This is a genomic window from Tardibacter chloracetimidivorans, assembly GCF_001890385.1.
Taxonomy (GTDB): Bacteria; Pseudomonadota; Alphaproteobacteria; order Sphingomonadales; family Sphingomonadaceae; genus Tardibacter; species Tardibacter chloracetimidivorans.
Genome location: NZ_CP018221.1, coordinates 1259187 through 1275729, shown reverse-complemented (window position 1 = coordinate 1275729; position 16543 = coordinate 1259187). Strand labels below are relative to the sequence as shown.

General features: G+C 64.3%; 19 protein-coding genes and 1 tRNA gene. 11 read left to right on the top strand and 9 right to left on the bottom strand.

All coding sequences use genetic code 11. The features are described 5' to 3' along the window. Window positions 1-5 precede the first annotated feature (5 nt). The 4 genes from BSL82_RS06595 (at window position 6) to BSL82_RS06580 (ending at window position 3190) form a co-directional block, all read left to right on the top strand. A complete protein-coding gene (locus BSL82_RS06595) occupies window positions 6-239 on the top strand; it encodes a BolA family protein (protein ID WP_072596571.1) in 234 nt (77 codons plus the stop codon). An 11-nt stretch (window positions 240-250) separates the two neighbouring features. Beyond that, window positions 251-586, top strand: a complete 336-nt coding sequence (gene grxD / locus BSL82_RS06590) for a Grx4 family monothiol glutaredoxin (protein ID WP_072596570.1) — start codon at window positions 251-253, stop codon at window positions 584-586. Then, the gene (locus tag BSL82_RS06585; protein ID WP_072596569.1) at window positions 586-2172 is read left to right on the top strand and encodes a DUF389 domain-containing protein; all 1587 of its coding nucleotides are present in this window, start codon (window positions 586-588) and stop codon (window positions 2170-2172) included. The genes grxD and BSL82_RS06585 overlap by 1 nt, the downstream gene beginning before the upstream one ends. A gap of 223 nt (window positions 2173-2395) precedes the next feature. Further along, a complete protein-coding gene (locus BSL82_RS06580; RefSeq protein ID WP_158010726.1) occupies window positions 2396-3190 on the top strand; it encodes a hypothetical protein in 795 nt (264 codons plus the stop codon). Here the strand turns inward: BSL82_RS06580 and BSL82_RS06575 are convergent. The 3 genes from BSL82_RS06575 to BSL82_RS06565 are packed head-to-tail and all read right to left on the bottom strand — an operon-like array spanning window position 3166 to window position 5068. Continuing rightward, entirely contained in the window at window positions 3166-3774 is a 609-nt protein-coding gene (locus BSL82_RS06575; RefSeq protein WP_072596567.1) for a GNAT family N-acetyltransferase, read from the bottom strand. The two genes, BSL82_RS06580 and BSL82_RS06575, sit on opposite strands and share 25 nt — an antisense overlap. 3 nt (window positions 3775-3777) lie before the next feature. After that, a complete protein-coding gene (hemF, locus tag BSL82_RS06570) occupies window positions 3778-4623 on the bottom strand; it encodes an oxygen-dependent coproporphyrinogen oxidase (RefSeq protein WP_072596566.1) in 846 nt (281 codons plus the stop codon). Continuing rightward, window positions 4616-5068 (bottom strand): tRNA (cytidine(34)-2'-O)-methyltransferase, encoded by a 453-nt coding sequence (locus tag BSL82_RS06565; RefSeq protein WP_072598639.1) that lies wholly within the window; start codon window positions 5066-5068, stop codon window positions 4616-4618. Before BSL82_RS06565 ends, hemF begins: the two co-directional genes overlap by 8 nt. Before the next feature lie 164 nt (window positions 5069-5232). Here BSL82_RS06565 and petA point away from each other — a divergent pair, with 164 nt between their 5' ends. The 5 genes from petA to BSL82_RS06540 all read left to right on the top strand — a co-directional run bounded on the left by petA (window position 5233) and on the right by BSL82_RS06540 (window position 9407). Beyond that, a complete protein-coding gene (petA, locus tag BSL82_RS06560; protein ID WP_072596565.1) occupies window positions 5233-5796 on the top strand; it encodes a ubiquinol-cytochrome c reductase iron-sulfur subunit in 564 nt (187 codons plus the stop codon). Window positions 5797-5807: 11 nt separating this feature from the next. Next, window positions 5808-7109, top strand: a complete 1302-nt coding sequence (locus BSL82_RS06555) for a cytochrome b (protein ID WP_072596564.1) — start codon at window positions 5808-5810, stop codon at window positions 7107-7109. Between the two features lie 15 nt (window positions 7110-7124). Further along, window positions 7125-7937, top strand: a complete 813-nt coding sequence (locus tag BSL82_RS06550; protein ID WP_072596563.1) for a cytochrome c1 — start codon at window positions 7125-7127, stop codon at window positions 7935-7937. Between the two features lie 67 nt (window positions 7938-8004). Beyond that, a complete protein-coding gene (mtnP, locus tag BSL82_RS06545) occupies window positions 8005-8868 on the top strand; it encodes an S-methyl-5'-thioadenosine phosphorylase (RefSeq protein WP_072596562.1) in 864 nt (287 codons plus the stop codon). Next, entirely contained in the window at window positions 8868-9407 is a 540-nt protein-coding gene (locus BSL82_RS06540; RefSeq protein WP_072596561.1) for an adenine phosphoribosyltransferase, read from the top strand. The genes mtnP and BSL82_RS06540 overlap by 1 nt, the downstream gene beginning before the upstream one ends. A gap of 15 nt (window positions 9408-9422) precedes the next feature. On the opposite strand, the gene BSL82_RS06535 is transcribed toward BSL82_RS06540, so the two are convergent. The 4 genes from BSL82_RS06535 to BSL82_RS06520 all read right to left on the bottom strand — a co-directional run bounded on the left by BSL82_RS06535 (window position 9423) and on the right by BSL82_RS06520 (window position 11987). Continuing rightward, on the bottom strand, window positions 9423-9758 hold the full coding sequence (locus BSL82_RS06535) for a DUF2794 domain-containing protein (protein ID WP_072596560.1): 336 nt from the start codon (window positions 9756-9758) through the stop codon (window positions 9423-9425). Beyond that, the gene (gene epsC / locus BSL82_RS06530) at window positions 9758-10462 is read right to left on the bottom strand and encodes a serine O-acetyltransferase EpsC (RefSeq protein WP_072596559.1); all 705 of its coding nucleotides are present in this window, start codon (window positions 10460-10462) and stop codon (window positions 9758-9760) included. The genes BSL82_RS06535 and epsC overlap by 1 nt, the downstream gene beginning before the upstream one ends. Window positions 10463-10837: 375 nt before the next feature. Further along, entirely contained in the window at window positions 10838-11359 is a 522-nt protein-coding gene (ahpD, locus tag BSL82_RS06525) for an alkylhydroperoxidase, AhpD family (RefSeq protein WP_072596558.1), read from the bottom strand. Between the two features lie 85 nt (window positions 11360-11444). After that, complete coding sequence (locus BSL82_RS06520) at window positions 11445-11987, bottom strand: peroxiredoxin (protein WP_269466292.1); 543 nt, start codon at window positions 11985-11987, stop codon at window positions 11445-11447. Between the two features lie 115 nt (window positions 11988-12102). Here BSL82_RS06520 and BSL82_RS06515 point away from each other — a divergent pair, with 115 nt between their 5' ends. Then, the gene (locus tag BSL82_RS06515) at window positions 12103-12999 is read left to right on the top strand and encodes a hydrogen peroxide-inducible genes activator (protein ID WP_072596556.1); all 897 of its coding nucleotides are present in this window, start codon (window positions 12103-12105) and stop codon (window positions 12997-12999) included. Between the two features lie 22 nt (window positions 13000-13021). On the opposite strand, the gene BSL82_RS06510 is transcribed toward BSL82_RS06515, so the two are convergent. Next, window positions 13022-13110 (bottom strand) — tRNA-Leu (locus tag BSL82_RS06510). A 106-nt stretch (window positions 13111-13216) separates the two neighbouring features. After that, complete coding sequence (locus tag BSL82_RS06505; protein ID WP_072596555.1) at window positions 13217-14710, bottom strand: helicase HerA domain-containing protein; 1494 nt, start codon at window positions 14708-14710, stop codon at window positions 13217-13219. 115 nt (window positions 14711-14825) lie between these two features. On the opposite strand from BSL82_RS06505, the gene BSL82_RS06500 reads away from it, so the two are divergent. Further along, the gene (locus BSL82_RS06500; protein ID WP_072596554.1) at window positions 14826-16424 is read left to right on the top strand and encodes a peptide chain release factor 3; all 1599 of its coding nucleotides are present in this window, start codon (window positions 14826-14828) and stop codon (window positions 16422-16424) included. The last annotated feature ends 119 nt before the right edge of the window (window positions 16425-16543 follow it).

The following is a 16543-nucleotide window of genomic DNA, read 5'->3' as shown; positions in this document are numbered from 1 at the left end:
ATCCGATGGCGATGGCTGCCGAAGACATAGAACGGCTGATCCGCGAGGGGATTCCCGACGCGCGGGTGGAAATCACCGATCTGGCGGGCGACGGCGACCATTATGCCGCCCGCGTGGTGAGCGCCTCTTTTCGGGGGCTGCCCCGCATCAAGCAGCACCAGCTGGTTTATGGCGCACTGGGCGGCCGCATGGGCGGGGCGCTGCACGCGCTTCAGCTGACCACTGCGGCCGAAGATTGAAGGACAGGAACATGACGGACGACATTCATCAGCGGATTCGGGAAGCGGTGGACAGCTCGGACGTGCTGCTGTTCATGAAAGGCACGCCGCTGTTCCCGCAGTGCGGCTTTTCCAGCCGCGCCATCGCGATCCTTGATCACCTGGGCGTCGATTACGACACGGTGGACGTTCTCCAGGACGCCGCGATCCGCAACGGAATCAAGGTGTTCTCCGACTGGCCCACCATTCCCCAGCTCTATGTGAAGGGGGAGTTCGTCGGCGGGTCGGACATCATGATGGAAATGTTCGAGGCCGGTGAGCTGCATACGCTGATGGAAGAGAAAGGTGTTGCGCGCTCAGCCGCCTGATGCGGGGGGCGGGGGATTTGGAGGTCCAGTCCTGGAACGCCAGGGTTGAGCGCTATTGGGCGCGCGCGCCCGCCTGGATAAGACTGATCAGGCGGCGCTGGCGCGACCGGGTGGTGGAAACGGTCGACCATGCCGGCGTCATTGTCGCGGTTCGCGACACCGGTGGCCTCACGCACCGCTATATATTGATGACGATCGCGTCGGCCGGGATCGCCATCCTCGGCCTGCTCCAGTCGTCGCCGGCCGTCGTCATCGGCGCGATGCTCGTGTCGCCGCTGATGGGGCCTATCGTCGAGTTCGGCTTTTCCTTCGCCGTCTTCGACCAGCGCCAGCTCCGGCATTCGCTCAAGACGATTGCCGTAGGCGCGGTCCTCGCGGTGGGGCTCTCGGCGATCATCGTCGCGCTGTCGCCGCTTGCCCAGGCCACGACCGAGATCATGGCCCGCACCCGCCCCACGTTGCTGGACCTGCTGGTGGCGGTCTTTTCGGCGGCGGCAGGCGGCTATGCCACGGTGCGGCGCAAGTCCGACACGCTCGTCGGCGTTGCCATCGCCACCGCCCTGATGCCGCCGCTGGCGGTCGTCGGCTTCGGCCTATCGACTCGCGACTGGCCGATCTTCCTCGGCGCATCCTGGCTGTTCATGACCAATCTGCTGGCGATCGCCCTCACCATCGCGATTGTCGCCCGCTGCTATGGGTTTGGCAGTCAGAACAGTCCGCGCCAGTCGCTGTGGCAGCTGGGCGTCCTCGCTTCGACCTTCCTTCTGCTGTCGATACCGCTCGGCATTACGCTCCGGGATCTGGCGCGCGACGGCCAGCGCAGCTTTGCCGTGCAGGCCGCCTTGCTCGACACGCTGGGCGCGGGCGCGCGAATCAATTCGCTGTCCGTCACCCCCGGTAGCGATGGAGGGGTGCGCGTCGAGGGCATCGTCTTCGTTCACAAATATCGGCCGGAGGCGGGGGCGAAGCTTCGCGATGAAATCGCCCGGAGGCTCGATGCGCCCGCCGAGGTCGCGGTCGAACAGGTGGTGATCGCGGCCGGTGCAGAGCCGGTTCTTCGCGCCTCCGCGACGCAGCGCACCGAAACGATCGACAGGCAGGTGGCGCGGCGCATCGCCAGCCGCTCCGGCATCAGCATTGCCGACATAAAGGTGAACCTCGACAGCCGCGAAGTGCTGTTGCGGCCAACCGGGACAGACCGCACCATTGCCGAATGGCGCGAGCTGGAACGCGATCTCGCGCTCGCCGAGCCCGGCTTTGCAGTGAAGATCATACCCGCTTCGGGCACGCGCCTTGCGGTGCGGTTCGAGAATGGCAGCACCGAGGCCGATCCGGCCGCCCTGTCGCTCCTCCAGTGGATGATGACGCGGATGGATCACCCTCCGGTCGATCTCGTCAGCTATCCTGATTTCGCCACGGGGAGCCGGAACGCCAATCTGCGCATTGCCGACCGCCGGGCGGAAGAGGTGGCGCGGTTCCTGCGCGCGTCGTCGGAACGCAATACGGTGCTTGCAACGGTGATCGTGCGCGACGAAGAGGAACTGCTCGCCGGTTTGCCGCGTAGCGTGGAGATCAGGGTGAGGTAGAAAAAAAGGGCCCGGTTTCCCGGACCCTCCCCGCACGAAACGGGCAGACCAGACGAGCAACAGGCAGCAATAAACGTGCCATCGCATTGGGCTTATATGAAGACACTGAATTATCCGGATTTTTGCAGGAAATCGAATTGCTGCGGCGATCATGATGTAAAACTTCTCGACAGAAGTCGTGCCCGATATTCCGACGACAGCAGACGCCAAGGATGACCGGCGAATGACACAACGGCTTCGCCCCTCCGCCCTGTGGGACCGGACCGCCGCCTGCCTGCGCGAGAATCTGACGGTCCTGCTGCCGGTGGGGGGCGTGTTCTTCTTCCTGCCCTCCGTCATCATGGCCCGCCTGATGCCCGCTGGGCCGGTGGGATCGCTGGACCTCGGCATATTGCTGCCGATCGGCGTCATGCTGCTGTTTCAGACGATCGGTCAGCTCACGGTCCTGCTGATGGTGCTCGATCCGCACAAGCCGACCGTTCGGGAAGCGCTGAACGGCGCGATGCGCGCCCTTGCGCCCGCCATCGGCGTGCAGTTCGCGATCCTGTCGGTGGTGTGCGCCTTTCTGATCGTGGGGCAGTTGATCGCGATGTTGTTCGCGGGCGGCGCGGCGCAGGCCGGCGACACGGCGGCGATGACCCGGCTTGCAGTGATCGGGATGGTGATCGCAGGCCCGGCCATTCTCTATGCGCTCGCCCGGCTTGCCGTGGTGTTTCCCGCGCTGCTGCTGGAGCGCCTCACCCCGCTCGAGGCGTTGCGCCGCGCCTTCCGCCTCACTTCGGGAAGCGCAGTGCCGATCCTGGCGCTGATCCTGGTTGCGACCTTCCTTTATCTCTTCCTCCAGCTTGCACTCGGCACGGCGGTGGGCGGCGTGTTCATGCTGCTGGGCCGTTTGATCGGCGTCGAGTCGCTGGGCCTGCTCTTCACGCTGGTGTTGACCGCGGCGCTTGGAACCGTCGCCAATCTCGTGATCACCGTCGCGCTTGGTTTCGCCTATCGCGAGCTTGCCCGCACCTGACCGATGAGCGGCAGTCCGGGCGCGGCCGTCTCGGGAAGGATGCCCGCCACGCGGGGATCGGCAAAGCTTTCCACCGCGCGCGCATAGGGGGCAAAACCATGCGCGCGGTAGAAGTCCAGCGCGGCGGGGTGGTCGAGCGTGCAGGTGTGGACATGGACGCGGCGGATGTTATCCGTCCAGGCGAGGGACAGCGCGCGCTGCATCAGCCATTTGCCATGGCCGCGCCCGGTCATTTCCGGCACCAGTCCGAAGTACGCCAGTTCGCATTCGCCGTGTTCCCGGAAATCAAGCTCCAGCAGGCCAAGCTCCGCTCCCGAGCGGTTGGTCACGGCGTGCACATGGACATCGGGGTGGTGAATGATCGCCGTCAGCGCGTCATCGTCCATCACCAGCCGTGAAAACCACAGCCATGGCTCGCCCACGCGCCGGAAGAGCGCCCGATAGCGCTCCGGCTCCGCCTTGCTCCAGCGGGCGAGCTTCAGCGGCGACATGGCCGGCCGTGAGGGCGGGGACGGACGCTCGGTCATTTCCAGATAGGTGACCAGCGCCGCGACCATGCCGGGGGGAAGCATCTCCAGCGGCATCGGCTATTCCCAGATCGCGACCGGCGGCAGGCTCATCAAAATGGCGTCGACATTGCCGCCCGTCTTGAGACCGAACAGCGTGCCCCGGTCGTAGACGAGGTTGAACTCGGCATAGCGGCCCCGATAGGCAAGCTGGCGGCGCTTGTCCTCGTCGTTGAAAGGGGTGTCCATCCTTCGCCGCACCAGCTGGGGGAAGATGTCGAGAAAGGCCTCGCCGACCGATCGGGTGAACGCGAAATTCGCTTCGAAATTGCCATCCAGATGATCGTAGAAGATGCCGCCCACGCCGCGATGCACCTGGCGGTGAGGGATGTAGAAATAATCGTCCGCCCATTGCTTGAATTGCGGATAATGACCCGGGTCATGGGCGTCGCAGGCCCGCTTCATCGCGGCATGGAAATCGGCCGTGTCGTTATCATAGGGAATTGGCGGGTTGAGATCGGCCCCGCCGCCGAACCAGCGCTTCGTCGTTGCAAGAAAGCGCGTGTTCATATGCACGGCCGGGACATGCGGATTGGCCATATGCGCCACCAGGCTGATGCCGGTCGCGAAAAAGCGCGGGTCGTCTCCCGCTCCGTGGATGGTGGCGGCGAATTCCGGCGTGAATCGGCCCGCGACGGTGGAGACGTTGACTCCCACCTTTTCGAAGACGCGGCCCTTCATCAGCCCCTGCACGCCGCCCCCGCCCGGACTTCCGTCCGGATCGCTCCGCTCCCATGGCGTGAAGGTGAATCGGCCTGGCGTATCGGACGCCTCATCCTCGATCCGCTCGAACTCGACGCAGATCCGGTCGCGCAGCGATTCGAACCAGGCGCGTGGGCGCTGTTGCTCTTCGTCCAGTTCAATCACTCGGAAATCCCTTCGTCTGCCTCAATGCTTCGCCAAGTACGATTCCGGCCGCCACGGCGACATTCAGCGACCTGAAGCCGGGTTGGAGCGGAATGCGAACCCTCAGATCGGCGGCTTCATGCACATGATCCGGCGCTCCGGCGCTTTCCTTGCCCAACAGGAGAATGTCGTCCGGCCGATATGTCACCTGATGATAGGGCGTCGATGCGCGGGTCGTCAGCAGCACCAGCCTGCCGCGCCTCAGCCTGCTGAACGCCTCCCAATCGGCGTGGCGCTGGACCTCCGCCTGCGCTGCGTAATCCATGCCGGCGCGCTTCAACTTCCTGTCGGAAAAGGGAAAACCGCATGGTTCGATCACGTCCACGGCCACGCCAAGACAGGCGGAAAGCCGCAGGATCGTGCCCAGATTTCCCGCAATATCCGGCTCCAGCAAGGCGATGCGCATGGCCATATCGCATAGGTCGCGGGCGGCCATGCAACAAGAAGCAGAAATATGCTGTTGGCATTTTGTGCCTCTCGCGGCTATCAGGCGGCGCAACGCCGGGGGGTAATCCGGTATTGCGGGTTGCGCGGGGTTTACCGCTACACCGGGTCACGCAGGGAATGGGAATGGCCACGACCGAACAGTCGACTGCCGACACGCACGCCGAAACCGGTGTCCGTCGTCGCGATTTCATCAACATCGCCGCGGTTTCTTTCGCCGGCGTTGGCGCGGCGACAGCCGTGATACCGCTCGTCAACCAGATGAACCCGTCGGCCGACGTGCTGGCGCTCGCTTCGATCGAGGTCGACGTCTCGGCGATCCAGCCGGGCCAGGCCATCAAGGCGAGCTGGCGCGGCAAGCCGGTGTTCATCCGCAACCTGACCGCCGCCGAACAGGCGGAAGCCAACAAGGTGCCGCTAAGCGAACTGCGGGATCCGGCGTCGCTTGCCGACCGCACGGCGGAAGGCAAGGCCAACTGGCTGATCACGCTTGGCGTCTGCACCCATCTGGGCTGCGTTCCGCTGGGCGCGGCAGAAGGCGAGAACAAGGGCGATTACGGCGGCTATTTCTGCCCGTGCCACGGATCGCACTACGACACCGCCGCGCGCATCCGTAAAGGCCCCGCGCCGACGAACCTCGAGGTTCCGGAGTATGCGTTCAAGTCCGACACAGTCGTCCAGATTGGCTGAGGTATAGAACAATGAGCTTCCCCTGGGCTGAACATTACGAGCCGAAGCACCCGTTGATGCGCTGGATCGACCAGCGCCTGCCGCTTCCCCGTCTCGTCTACAACGCTGTCGGCGCGGGCTATCCCGTGCCGCGCAACCTGAACTATTTCTGGAATTTCGGCGTGCTCGCCGGGTTCGCGCTGGTGCTGCAGATCGTCACCGGCATCGTGCTCGCCATGCACTATGCCGCCAATACGGCGGTGGCGTTCGATTCGGTCGAGCACATCATGCGCAACGTCAATTCGGGCTGGCTCCTGCGCTATGCCCATGCGAACGGCGCGAGCTTCTTCTTCATCGTCGTCTACATCCACATCTTCCGCGGCCTTTACTACGGTTCCTACAAGCCGCCGCGCGAGGTGGTGTGGATGCTTGGCCTCGTCATCTTCCTGCTGATGATGGCCACCGCCTTCATGGGCTATGTGCTTCCCTGGGGGCAGATGAGCTTCTGGGGCGCGACCGTCATCACCAACCTGTTCTCGGCCATTCCGGTCGTGGGCGATGCGATCGTCAGCTGGCTGCTCGGCGGCTTTGCGGTGGACAATGCGGCGCTCAACCGCTTCTTTTCCCTGCACTTCCTGCTGCCGTTCGTGATTGCGGGCGTGGTCATCCTCCACATCTGGGCGCTGCATATTCCGGGCTCGTCCAACCCGACCGGCGTTGAGGTGAAGGGGCCGCAGGACACGCTTCCGTTCCACCCCTATTACACCGCCAAGGACGGCTTCGGGCTGGGCGTGTTCCTGATCGCGCTGGCGCTGATGGTGTTCTTCGCGCCGAACTTCCTCGGCCACGCGGACAACTACATCAAGGCGAACCCGCTCTCCACGCCCGCGCACATCGTGCCTGAATGGTATTTCTGGCCGTTCTACGCGATCCTGCGCGCCTTCACCGTGGATTTCCTCTGGATCCCGGCGAAGCTGTGGGGCGTGCTTGCGATGTTCGCCGCGATCCTTCTGCTCTTCTTCCTGCCGTGGCTGGACAAGTCGCCGGTGCGTTCGGGAAGCTATCGTCCGCTGTTCAAGCAGTTCTTCTGGCTTCTCGTCATCGACGTCCTGATCCTGGGCTATTGCGGCGGCGCGCCGGCGGAAGAGCCCTATGTGCGGATCAGCCAGTTTGCTTCCGCTTATTATTTCGCGCACTTCCTCATCATCCTGCCGTTGATCGCCAGGATCGAAAAGCCGTTGCCGCTGCCGAACTCGATTTCGGAATCGGTGCTGCACGGTGAGAGGCGGGAAGCGGCACCCATCGGCGCTGCCAGCGCAAGCGCAGCCGAATAAGGGGGGATTGAAACAATGGTCCGCTTGATCGGCGCACTCGCCGGCATCGTCTTCGTCGTGGCCCTCGTCATCGCGGCGCTGATGCCGCGCGAGGCCTCGCCTGAAGACGCCACACATCTCTTCCACAAGCACCCGAAGGAGCTTCACCTGGCTTCGGACGGCCCGTTCGGGAAGTTCGACCGCCAGCAGCTCCAGCGCGGCTTCCAGGTCTACAAGGAAGTCTGCTCGGCCTGCCACAGCATGGAGCTGGTTGCGATCCGCAGCCTTCAGGACATCGGCTTCAGCGAGCCGGAAGTGAAGGCGCTCGCGAAGACCTTCACCGTTCCTTCGCTCGATCCGAACACGGGTGAGGCCGCGACCCGTCCGGGCCTGCCGTCGGATCGCTTCCCGTCGCCCTATGCGAACGAGATCGCAGCGCGTGCTGCGAACAACAACGCGCTTCCGCCCGACCTGTCACTGATGACGAAGGCGCGCCATGACGGCCCGGCCTATGTCTACTCGCTGCTCACCGGCTATCAGAACCCGCCGGCCAACCTGCCGGAGGACAAGCGTCCGGGCACGGGGCTGCATTACAACCCCTATTTCCCGAACCTGAACCTCGCCATGGCTCCGCCGCTCAGCGACGGGCAGGTGACCTATGCCGACGGCACTGAGGCATCGGTGGATCAGATGGCGAAGGACGTCGCCGCGTTCCTCGTCTGGACGGCCGAACCCAAGATGGAGAACCGTCATCGCACCGGCATCGCCGTGGTGATCTTCCTCATCATCGCGACGGCTCTGGCCTATCTGTCGTACCAGAACATCTGGCGGGGCAGGAAAGGCCACTGAAAAAGGCCGTTGATTAGTTAAAGAGGCCGGGCGAAAGTCCGGCCTCATTCATTTGGGGGCGTGGCGAATGAGACTTGGCATCGTCGGGGGAAGCGGTCTGTATCAGATGGCCGCGGTCGAAGATGCCGAGCTTGTCGAGATCGAGACGCCCTGGGGCAAGCCTTCGGACTCGCTTCTGCTGGGGCGGATCGGGGATACGCCCGTCGCCTTTCTTCCCCGCCATGGCCGTGGGCACAGGCTGACCCCGACGGAGCTGAACTATCGCGCCAACATCGCGGCGCTGAAGATGGTCGGCTGCACCGATGTGCTCTCCATCTCCGCGTGCGGATCGTTCCGTGAGGAATTGCCGCCCGGCACTTTCGTGCTCGTCGATCAATATGTGGATCGCACGCGGCGGCGGACCAACAGCTTTTTCGGCGATGGCGTCGTCGCCCATGTGTCGCTGGCGCAGCCCAGTTGCGGGAGCCTGGCCGATGTCACGGAAGACGCGCTGAAGGCGCTTGGCCTCTCGCACCGCCGGGGCGGCAGCTATCTGGTGATGGAAGGACCGCAATTCTCCAGCCGGGCCGAATCGCTGCTCTATCGCGCCGCGGGGCTGGATGTGATCGGCATGACCGCAATGCCCGAGGCGGCGCTCGCGCGGGAGGCGGAGCTTTGCTACCAGACGGTTGCGATGGTGACCGATTTCGACGCCTGGCACGGCGAGCATGAGGCGGTGGATGTCGCGCAGGTTCTGGAAGTGCTCCACAGGAATGTCGCCAACTCCCAGTCGCTTGTCGTCGCGGTGGCCGAGCGCCTTGGCGGCCGCGCGACGGCTTGCGCGAGCGGGTGCCGCACCGCGCTGGATCATGCGGTCATCACCGATCGCAGCGTCTGGCCGGAAGATACGGTCGCGCGCCTTGCGGTTGTCGCCGGACGGGTGCTGAAATGATGCAGGACAACGCCGATCTTCTTGCGCTGGTCCGCACGATCCCCGATTTTCCGAAACCCGGCATCCAGTTCCGCGACATCACCACGCTGATCCACAATGGCTGGGGCCTGCGCACCGCGATCGATCGGATGGCGACGGCGTCCGCGCCTTATCAGCCGACGCTGGTCGCCGGAATAGAGGCGCGCGGCTTCATATTCGGAGCCGGCATCGCCCATCAGCTTGGCCTTGGCTTCGTGCCGGTGCGCAAATCGAAGAAGCTGCCGGGTGCTGTGATCGGCATCGATTATGAACTGGAATATGGGGTGGACCGGCTGGAGATCCACAATGACGTGCTCGGCCCCGACGACCGCGTTCTCATCATCGACGATCTGATCGCGACGGGCGGCACCGCGACGGCGACCGTCAACCTGATCCGCATGGCGGGCGCAAAGGTTTCCGCCGCCTGCTTCCTTGTCGATCTGCCGGACCTTGGCGGGACGGATCGGCTGCGCGCGCAGGAGGTGCCGGTCGAGACGCTTCTGGTGTTCGAAGGCCATTAGGCCGCAGTTAGCCGGTCAGGCCTGCACCAGCTTCAGCAGCCGCCGCTCCAGCGGGGCCAGCACATTTGCGAGATCATGTCCCCGCTTCAGGGTGATTCCCGCTTCCCCGACCAGCGCCCACATGCCCTGGCGATGACGGAGTTGGGGGCGCTTTTCGATGCGGATTTCGGGGCGCTCGGCTGCGCGGCGGAAGGCGCTGAACACGGCCGCATCGGCGCCAAGGTCGATCGCATAGTCGCGCCAGTGGCCCGCCGCCACCATGCGTCCGTAAAGATCGAGAATCCGGTTCATCTCCAGCCGGTCAAACGCAATCTGCAGCGCACGTCGCGGGAGGGGATGGACGTTATCCATCAGGCGCGGCTGCGTTCCTTGTTCCCGCCGGTGGATTTCCCGCCGTTCTTCTCGTCGATCAGCGCGGCCAGCTTGGTGCGCAGTTGCTCGACTTCGCATTTCAGCAGTTCAAGCCGCTGGGTCTGTGGGTCGAACATTTCGCTGCACGGGGTGCCATAGGGCACGAACGGCTTAGAATAGTTCTCCGCATCCACCAGCGTCGGCCGCGCCGGGATGCCCGTCATCACAGCACCTTCCGGCACATCGCGCGTGACGACCGCATTCGCCCCGATCCGCGCCCGCTCGGCGACCGTGATAGGCCCCAGCACCTGCGCGCCCGATCCTATGATGACGCCATCCTCGATGGTCGGATGCCGCTTGCCGGCGACGCCGTTGTCGGGGCTGGTGCCGCCCAGCGTCACGCACTGATAGATCGTCACATTGTCGCCGATCTCGGCGGTTTCGCCGATGACGGTAAATCCGTGGTCGATGAAGAAGTTGCGACCTATCTTTACACCGGGGTGAATGTCGATGGCGGTCAGAAACCGGGAGAAGTGGTTCACCATACGGGCCAGGAAATACAGCTCGCCCCGGAAAAGCCAGTGAGCGACGCGGTGAAGCGCAAGCGCATGAACCCCCGGATAAAGCAGGATTTCCCACCGGGATCGCGGCGCGGGATCGCGAGCCTTCACAGAATCAAGATATTCCACCAGTCGATCGAACATGGCGCTTGCCCCTTGGTATCAGTCGCCAATCTAATGTCTGGGGTTGGAAAGCGCTAGGGTCAGGACTCATTAAGCGCATGGCCGTGGCTTGAGGCGAAAAGCGCCACGACCAGAAGGGAGTGAGGAGCATAGTGGCGCTATGTGACGAACGATCGACGCCGTGGCGGCGCTTTTGGGCCAAGCCGCCTTGCGGTGGTCCGCTGCGGGCGACCTGCTTCGTCGAACGGCTTTTCCGGGGAACAAGCCCCGCAATGCGCCGTTCTCCTCGCATTTCATCCCGCATCGGGCCACCACGGCTCATGCGATTAATGGGTCCTGACCCTGGGGGCGGGCCATTCTCCCCCGGCAAGGGGAGGAACGGCCCGAAGACCGCACCTAAACTGCGGTCGCATGCACCTTGGCGACGGCCGCCATCACCGCGCCGACCCGGGCCGCCGTCTGGATGATGTCGGCGTTCACATTATGGTCGCGCAGCACCTTTTCGTGGCTGTCGATGCACGCGCCGCAGCCGTTCATTGCCGAGACCGCGAGGCTGAACAGCTCGAAATCCGCCTTGTCGATGCCCGGCGATCCGATCACGTTCATGCGGAGCTTGGCGGGCATTTTCGCATATTCCTGATTGGAGGCGAGATGCACGAAGCGGTAATAGACATTGTTCATCGCCATCACCGCCGCCGCGGCGCGCGCCGCGTTCTTGGCCGCGTCCGAAAGCTTTTCCTCCACCTCCCGCTCGGTGGCCTGCACGATCGGCTGATAGCCGGTTCCATGGGCGCAGGCGAGCAGCAGCCCGTATTTGCGCTGGTCGCCAAGCATCTGGTCGTTGAGCAGCGAGCTGATGTTGAGCCTGATGTCCTTGGCATAGTCAGGCAGCGTGTCGGCAAATTCCTTCAAAGACATGATTGTCCTCCGTTCCGCATGAAAAAGGGCGTGGGGAGACTGGTCTCCCCACGCCCTCGCGAGAGCCACAGGGCCTGAGGGGGGATCAGGCCGCGGGCTTCAGAACTTCCTCGCCCTGCTGCCAGTTGCAGGGGCACAGTTCGTCCGACTGAAGCGCATCGAGCACGCGAAGCGTTTCCTGAGGGTTGCGGCCCTGGTCGAGACCGTTCACCGTCACATGCTGGATCACATTGTGCGGATCGACGATGAAGGTGGCGCGATAGGCGACGCCTGCGTCCTTGGCGATGATGCCAAGCGCGTCGGCGAGTTCCTTCTTGTTGTCGGCGATCCAGGGGAAATCGCAGTTGGCGAGCCGCTCGTCCGACTTGCGCCATGCGAAGTGGACGAAATCGGTGTCGGTGGAAGCGCCGATCAGCACCGCATCACGGTCGGCGAAGTCGCTCTTCAGATCGCCATAGCCGATGATCTCGGTCGGGCAGATGAAGGTGAAGTCCTTCGGCCAGTAGAACACGATCTTCCACTTGCCGCCGGTATCGCCCAGATTCAGTGTCTCGCCGGCAGGAAGCGCGCTGACGCCCTGCTGCACAGGAACGGTAATCGCCGGAAATTTATCGCCAACAGTCAGCACAGTCATTTCTCCCTTGGTTTCCATCGATGGAATAAGTTTCGCAGCCGCTTATGACGGACTGGCTTCAAGTGATCAAATAAATTATTCCGTGTACATTGATCGATTGGAGCGATGAATGATTCTCCCCACCCTCAAGCAGCTTCAATATCTCGTCGCCTTGCACGACCATGGCCATTTCGGACGGGCGGCGGATGCGACTTTTGTGACGCAATCCACGCTGTCGGCGGGCCTCAGGGAACTTGAGGGCCTGCTGGGCGTGGTTCTGGTCGAACGCACGAGGCGGGTCGTGCGTTTCACGCCGCTGGGCGAAAGGATCGCTTCCAAGGCGAGGCGGGTCATCCGCGAGGCGGAGGAACTGTCGGACATGGCGCGGGCGGCGGGCAAGCCGCTGTCGGGCGAATTGAGGCTGGGCGTCATCCCCACCATCGCACCCTTCCTGCTGCCTAAGGTGTTGCCGCCGATGCGGGCGAAATGGCCGGACCTGAAACTCTATCTGCGCGAGGAGACCAGCCCCCAGGCCTGCGAATCGCTTTCGCGCGGCAATCTGGACTGCGTGCTTCTGGCGCTGCCCTATGCCTGTGGCGATGTGGACAGCAGCGTCCTGTTTCAGGACAGACTTTTCGTCGCCGTGCCGGGAAACCACGCGGATGGTCTCGGCGCAAGCATTCCGGCCGAAGCGATCGAGCCGGATCGCCTGTTGATGCTGGAAGACGGACATTGCCTGAAGGACCACGCCCTTTCCGCCTGCAACAGGCCGGAACTCAGGGCGGAGGCGCAGATGCTGGGCACCTCGCTGCATACGCTGGTGCAGATGGTGGACAACGATCTTGGCGTGACACTGCTTCCGGAAATGGCGATCGACGCGGGCCTGCTTCAGGGCACCAGCGTCGTTGCGCGACCGCTGGGGGCCGACCGCGCCTTTCGCGAGATTGCGCTGGTGTGGCGCGCCAACAGCCCCAGGGCCAAGGAGTTTCAGATGCTTGCCGGGGAACTGAAGGCCGCGATGGCCTGAAAAGGCGGGGTGGAGGGAAATCTGGTACGGGTGGTCGGACTCGAACCGACAATCTGATTCCTCAGAGGCGGATTTTGAGTCCGCTGCGTCTACCAATTCCGCCACACCCGCATCTCGACCGGCGCTCAGAAGGGCCAAGGATCGACTGTGCACGCCCTATAAGTGGGTGGGCGCGCGATTGCCAGCCGGTTTATGGTCTTCCGACACGAGCCGGTTCCTATAGGGCCATGTCGCTTTGTGCCGCCGCGTCGCCGGGGGCGGTGGTCCAGCCAAGCTCGGGCAAGGCGATGATCCGGTTTCCGCGCAGGTCGTTGCGGCAGACCAGCAGGCCCTGGCTTTCCATATAGGCGAGAAGCCGTTTCGCCCGCCCGGTCGAGCGGCTGCCGCAGACGCGGGCAACCTCTGCGTCCGAAGGGCAGGGCGCCTGGTCCAGCGCGGCGCGGGCGATCAGCAGGAACAGCCCCTGTATGTCTTCCGAAAGGCCGCCCGCCATTTCGGTCGCGCGCGACCATTCGACGGAACTCTCGGTGTCGTTGCCTACTCCCGCGCGGGCGATGGTCAGGCGGCGGCGAAAGGCTGGAAGGTCGAGCGGCTCGCCCGGCAGCCGGTGGATTCGGCAGCGGACGAGAAAATCCTGATAGAGCACCGCTATGGAGCGATAGGAGGCGTCCGGATCGCTGATGATCTCGCGCAGAACGGCGTCGATCAGCGCCTTTCGGTCCGCCTCCGGCATGTCCGGCGCAGCCGGGGCAGGCGTTGCCGGTTCCAGCGCCGGGCGGCGCGAGAGGGCCTGAAGGAGATCGTCGACACCGGGCGGCGGTGGAGGCGGGGGCGGCGCGGCCCTGCGCGGCTCTGCCGGTGCGGGCGCGAAGATCAGATCGCGCAGGTCGTCGCCCGATGTGGCCGGCGGGGGCATGAGCTTGGGGCTGGTGCTTCGGGTCGAGGTCTGCACCTCTCCGATGCGGATCGGCAGCGGCCGACGCGACACCGCCGGGCCGAGCGCGACGAAGTGGCCGCGCTCCAGATCGCGGAACATCTCGGCGGTGCGCTTTTCCATGCCCAGCAGATCGGCGGCGCGGGCCATGTCGATGTCGAGAAAGGTGCGCCCCATCAGGAAGTTGGACGCTTCCGCCGCGACATTCTTCGCCAGCTTTGCAAGCCGCTGGGTGGCGATCACGCCTGCAAGCCCGCGCTTTCGGCCCCGGCACATCAGGTTGGTCATCGCGCCGAGCGAGGTCTTGCGCGCCTCGTCCGATACCTCGCCGGCCGCTGAGGGGGCGAAAAGCTGCGCCTCGTCGACCACCACCAGCACCGGATACCAGTGATCGCGATGGGCGTCGAACAGCCCGCCGAGGAAGGCGGCGGCGGAGCGCATCTGCGCTTCCACATCCAGGCCTTCCAGGTTCAGGACCACCGACGCGCGATGCTCGCGCACACGGGCGGCGACGCGCTGCACATCGGCTTCGGAATAATCCGCCGCCTCCACCACGATATGGCCGTAGTGATCGGCCAGCGTCACGAAATCGCCCTCGGGGTCGATGATCGCCTGCTGCACCCATTCGGCGCTCTGCTCGATCAGGCGGCGCAGCAGGTGCGATTTGCCCGAGCCGGAATTGCCCTGCACCAGAAGACGGGTGGCCAGCAGTTCCTCCAGATCGAGCATCGCCGGCTTGCCGCCCGGCTCCAATCCCATATCGATGCCGACCTTCACCGTCTGCCCTTGCCCCTTTTTCCGAATCCCTGACCGCGCGTGGATAGCATGGCTGCTCGCATTTTGCGCAAGACCTGCTAGGAGCGGCCGCAAAGCGAAACACGAGATTTGCGACATGGCACTGGCAGACAGAGACGCGGCGGCGGTGGCCGACCGGCGTACCTTTGCGATCATCTCCCACCCCGACGCGGGCAAGACGACGCTGACCGAAAAACTGCTCTATTTCGGCGGCGCGATCCATCTGGCGGGCGAGGTCAAGGCGCGGGGGCAGAACCGGCGCGCGCGGTCGGACTGGATGAAGATCGAGCAGCAGCGCGGCATTTCGGTCACATCGTCGGTGATGACGTTCGAGCGCGACGGAATCACCTTCAACCTGCTGGATACGCCGGGCCACGAGGATTTTTCGGAAGATACCTATCGCACGCTGACGGCGGTGGATTCGGCGGTCATGGTGATCGACGCCGCAAAGGGCATCGAGCCGCAGACGCGAAAACTGTTCGAGGTCTGCCGCATCAGGAACGTGCCGATCATCACCTTCGTCAACAAGGTGGACCGCGAGGGCAAGGAGCCGTTCGCGCTGCTGGACGAAATCGCCGATGTGCTGGCGCTGGACGTCGCGCCGATGAGCTGGCCCGTGGGCATGGGCGGCACCTTCAAGGGCATATACGACCTGCGCCGCAACCGGCTGTTCCAGCGCGCGCCCGACGCGACCGGGGCTTATGAGGGCGGCAAGGCCAATCTTTCCGGGCTGGACGATCCCAGGCTGGAAGAGCTGGTGACGCCGGAAATCGCCGCCCATGTCCGCGACGAGGCGGAGCTTGCGATGGCGGGCTATGCCGCGTTCGACGCCGCGGCCTATCGGCACGGCGATTTGACGCCCGTCTATTTCGGATCGGCGCTGAAGGATTTCGGCGTCGAGCAGCTCATCGACGCGCTTGCCGAGTTCGCGCCGCCGCCGCGCGAGCAGCCCGCGACCCCGCGCGTGGTGGAGCCGGGCGACCCCGCCGTTTCCGGATTCATCTTCAAGGTGCAGGCGAACATGAACCCGCAGCACCGCGACCGCGTGGCGTTCATGCGGCTGTGTTCAGGCAGGTTCAGGCGCGGCATGAAGCTGACCCAGGTGCAGACCGGCAAGACGATTGCCGTTCACAGCCCGATCTTCTTCTTCGCGCAAAGCCGCGAACTGGCGGACGAGGCCTTTCCCGGCGACATCATCGGCATCCCCAATCATGGCGCGCTGCGGGTGGGCGACACGTTGACCGAAGGCGAGCAGATTCGCTTCACCGGCCTGCCGAGCTTTGCGCCCGAGATATTGCGCCGGGTGAAGCTGGGCGATCCGACCAAGACCAAGCAGCTCAGGAATGCGCTGAACGATCTGGCCGAGGAAGGCGTGACCCAGGTGTTTCGCCCGATGATCGGGTCGAACTGGATCGTCGGCGTGGTCGGCCAGCTTCAGCTCGAAGTGCTGATCTCGCGGATCGGCGCGGAATACAATGTGGACGCCGGTTTCGAGCCGTCGCCCTGGGAGACCGCGCGCTGGATCGCCGCCGATGACGAGGCAAAGCTCAAGGCCTTCATCGAGGAAAAGCGCAGCGCCATCGCCGAGGACAGGGACGGCGCGCCGGTGTTCATGGCCAAGGATGCGTGGGAACTGAACTATATCTCCCAACGCCATGCCGATATCCGCTTTACCGCGACAAAGGAACGGCACTAGCCCGAATGTGGGCGCTGCCCGGCCCCTGAATGCGAAGACGCCCGGGTTCGATGAACCCGGGCGTCCCGTGACGAACCTAATCGTCAGCCCCCTTGTGGCTCTCGCCAACTGTGCCGCGC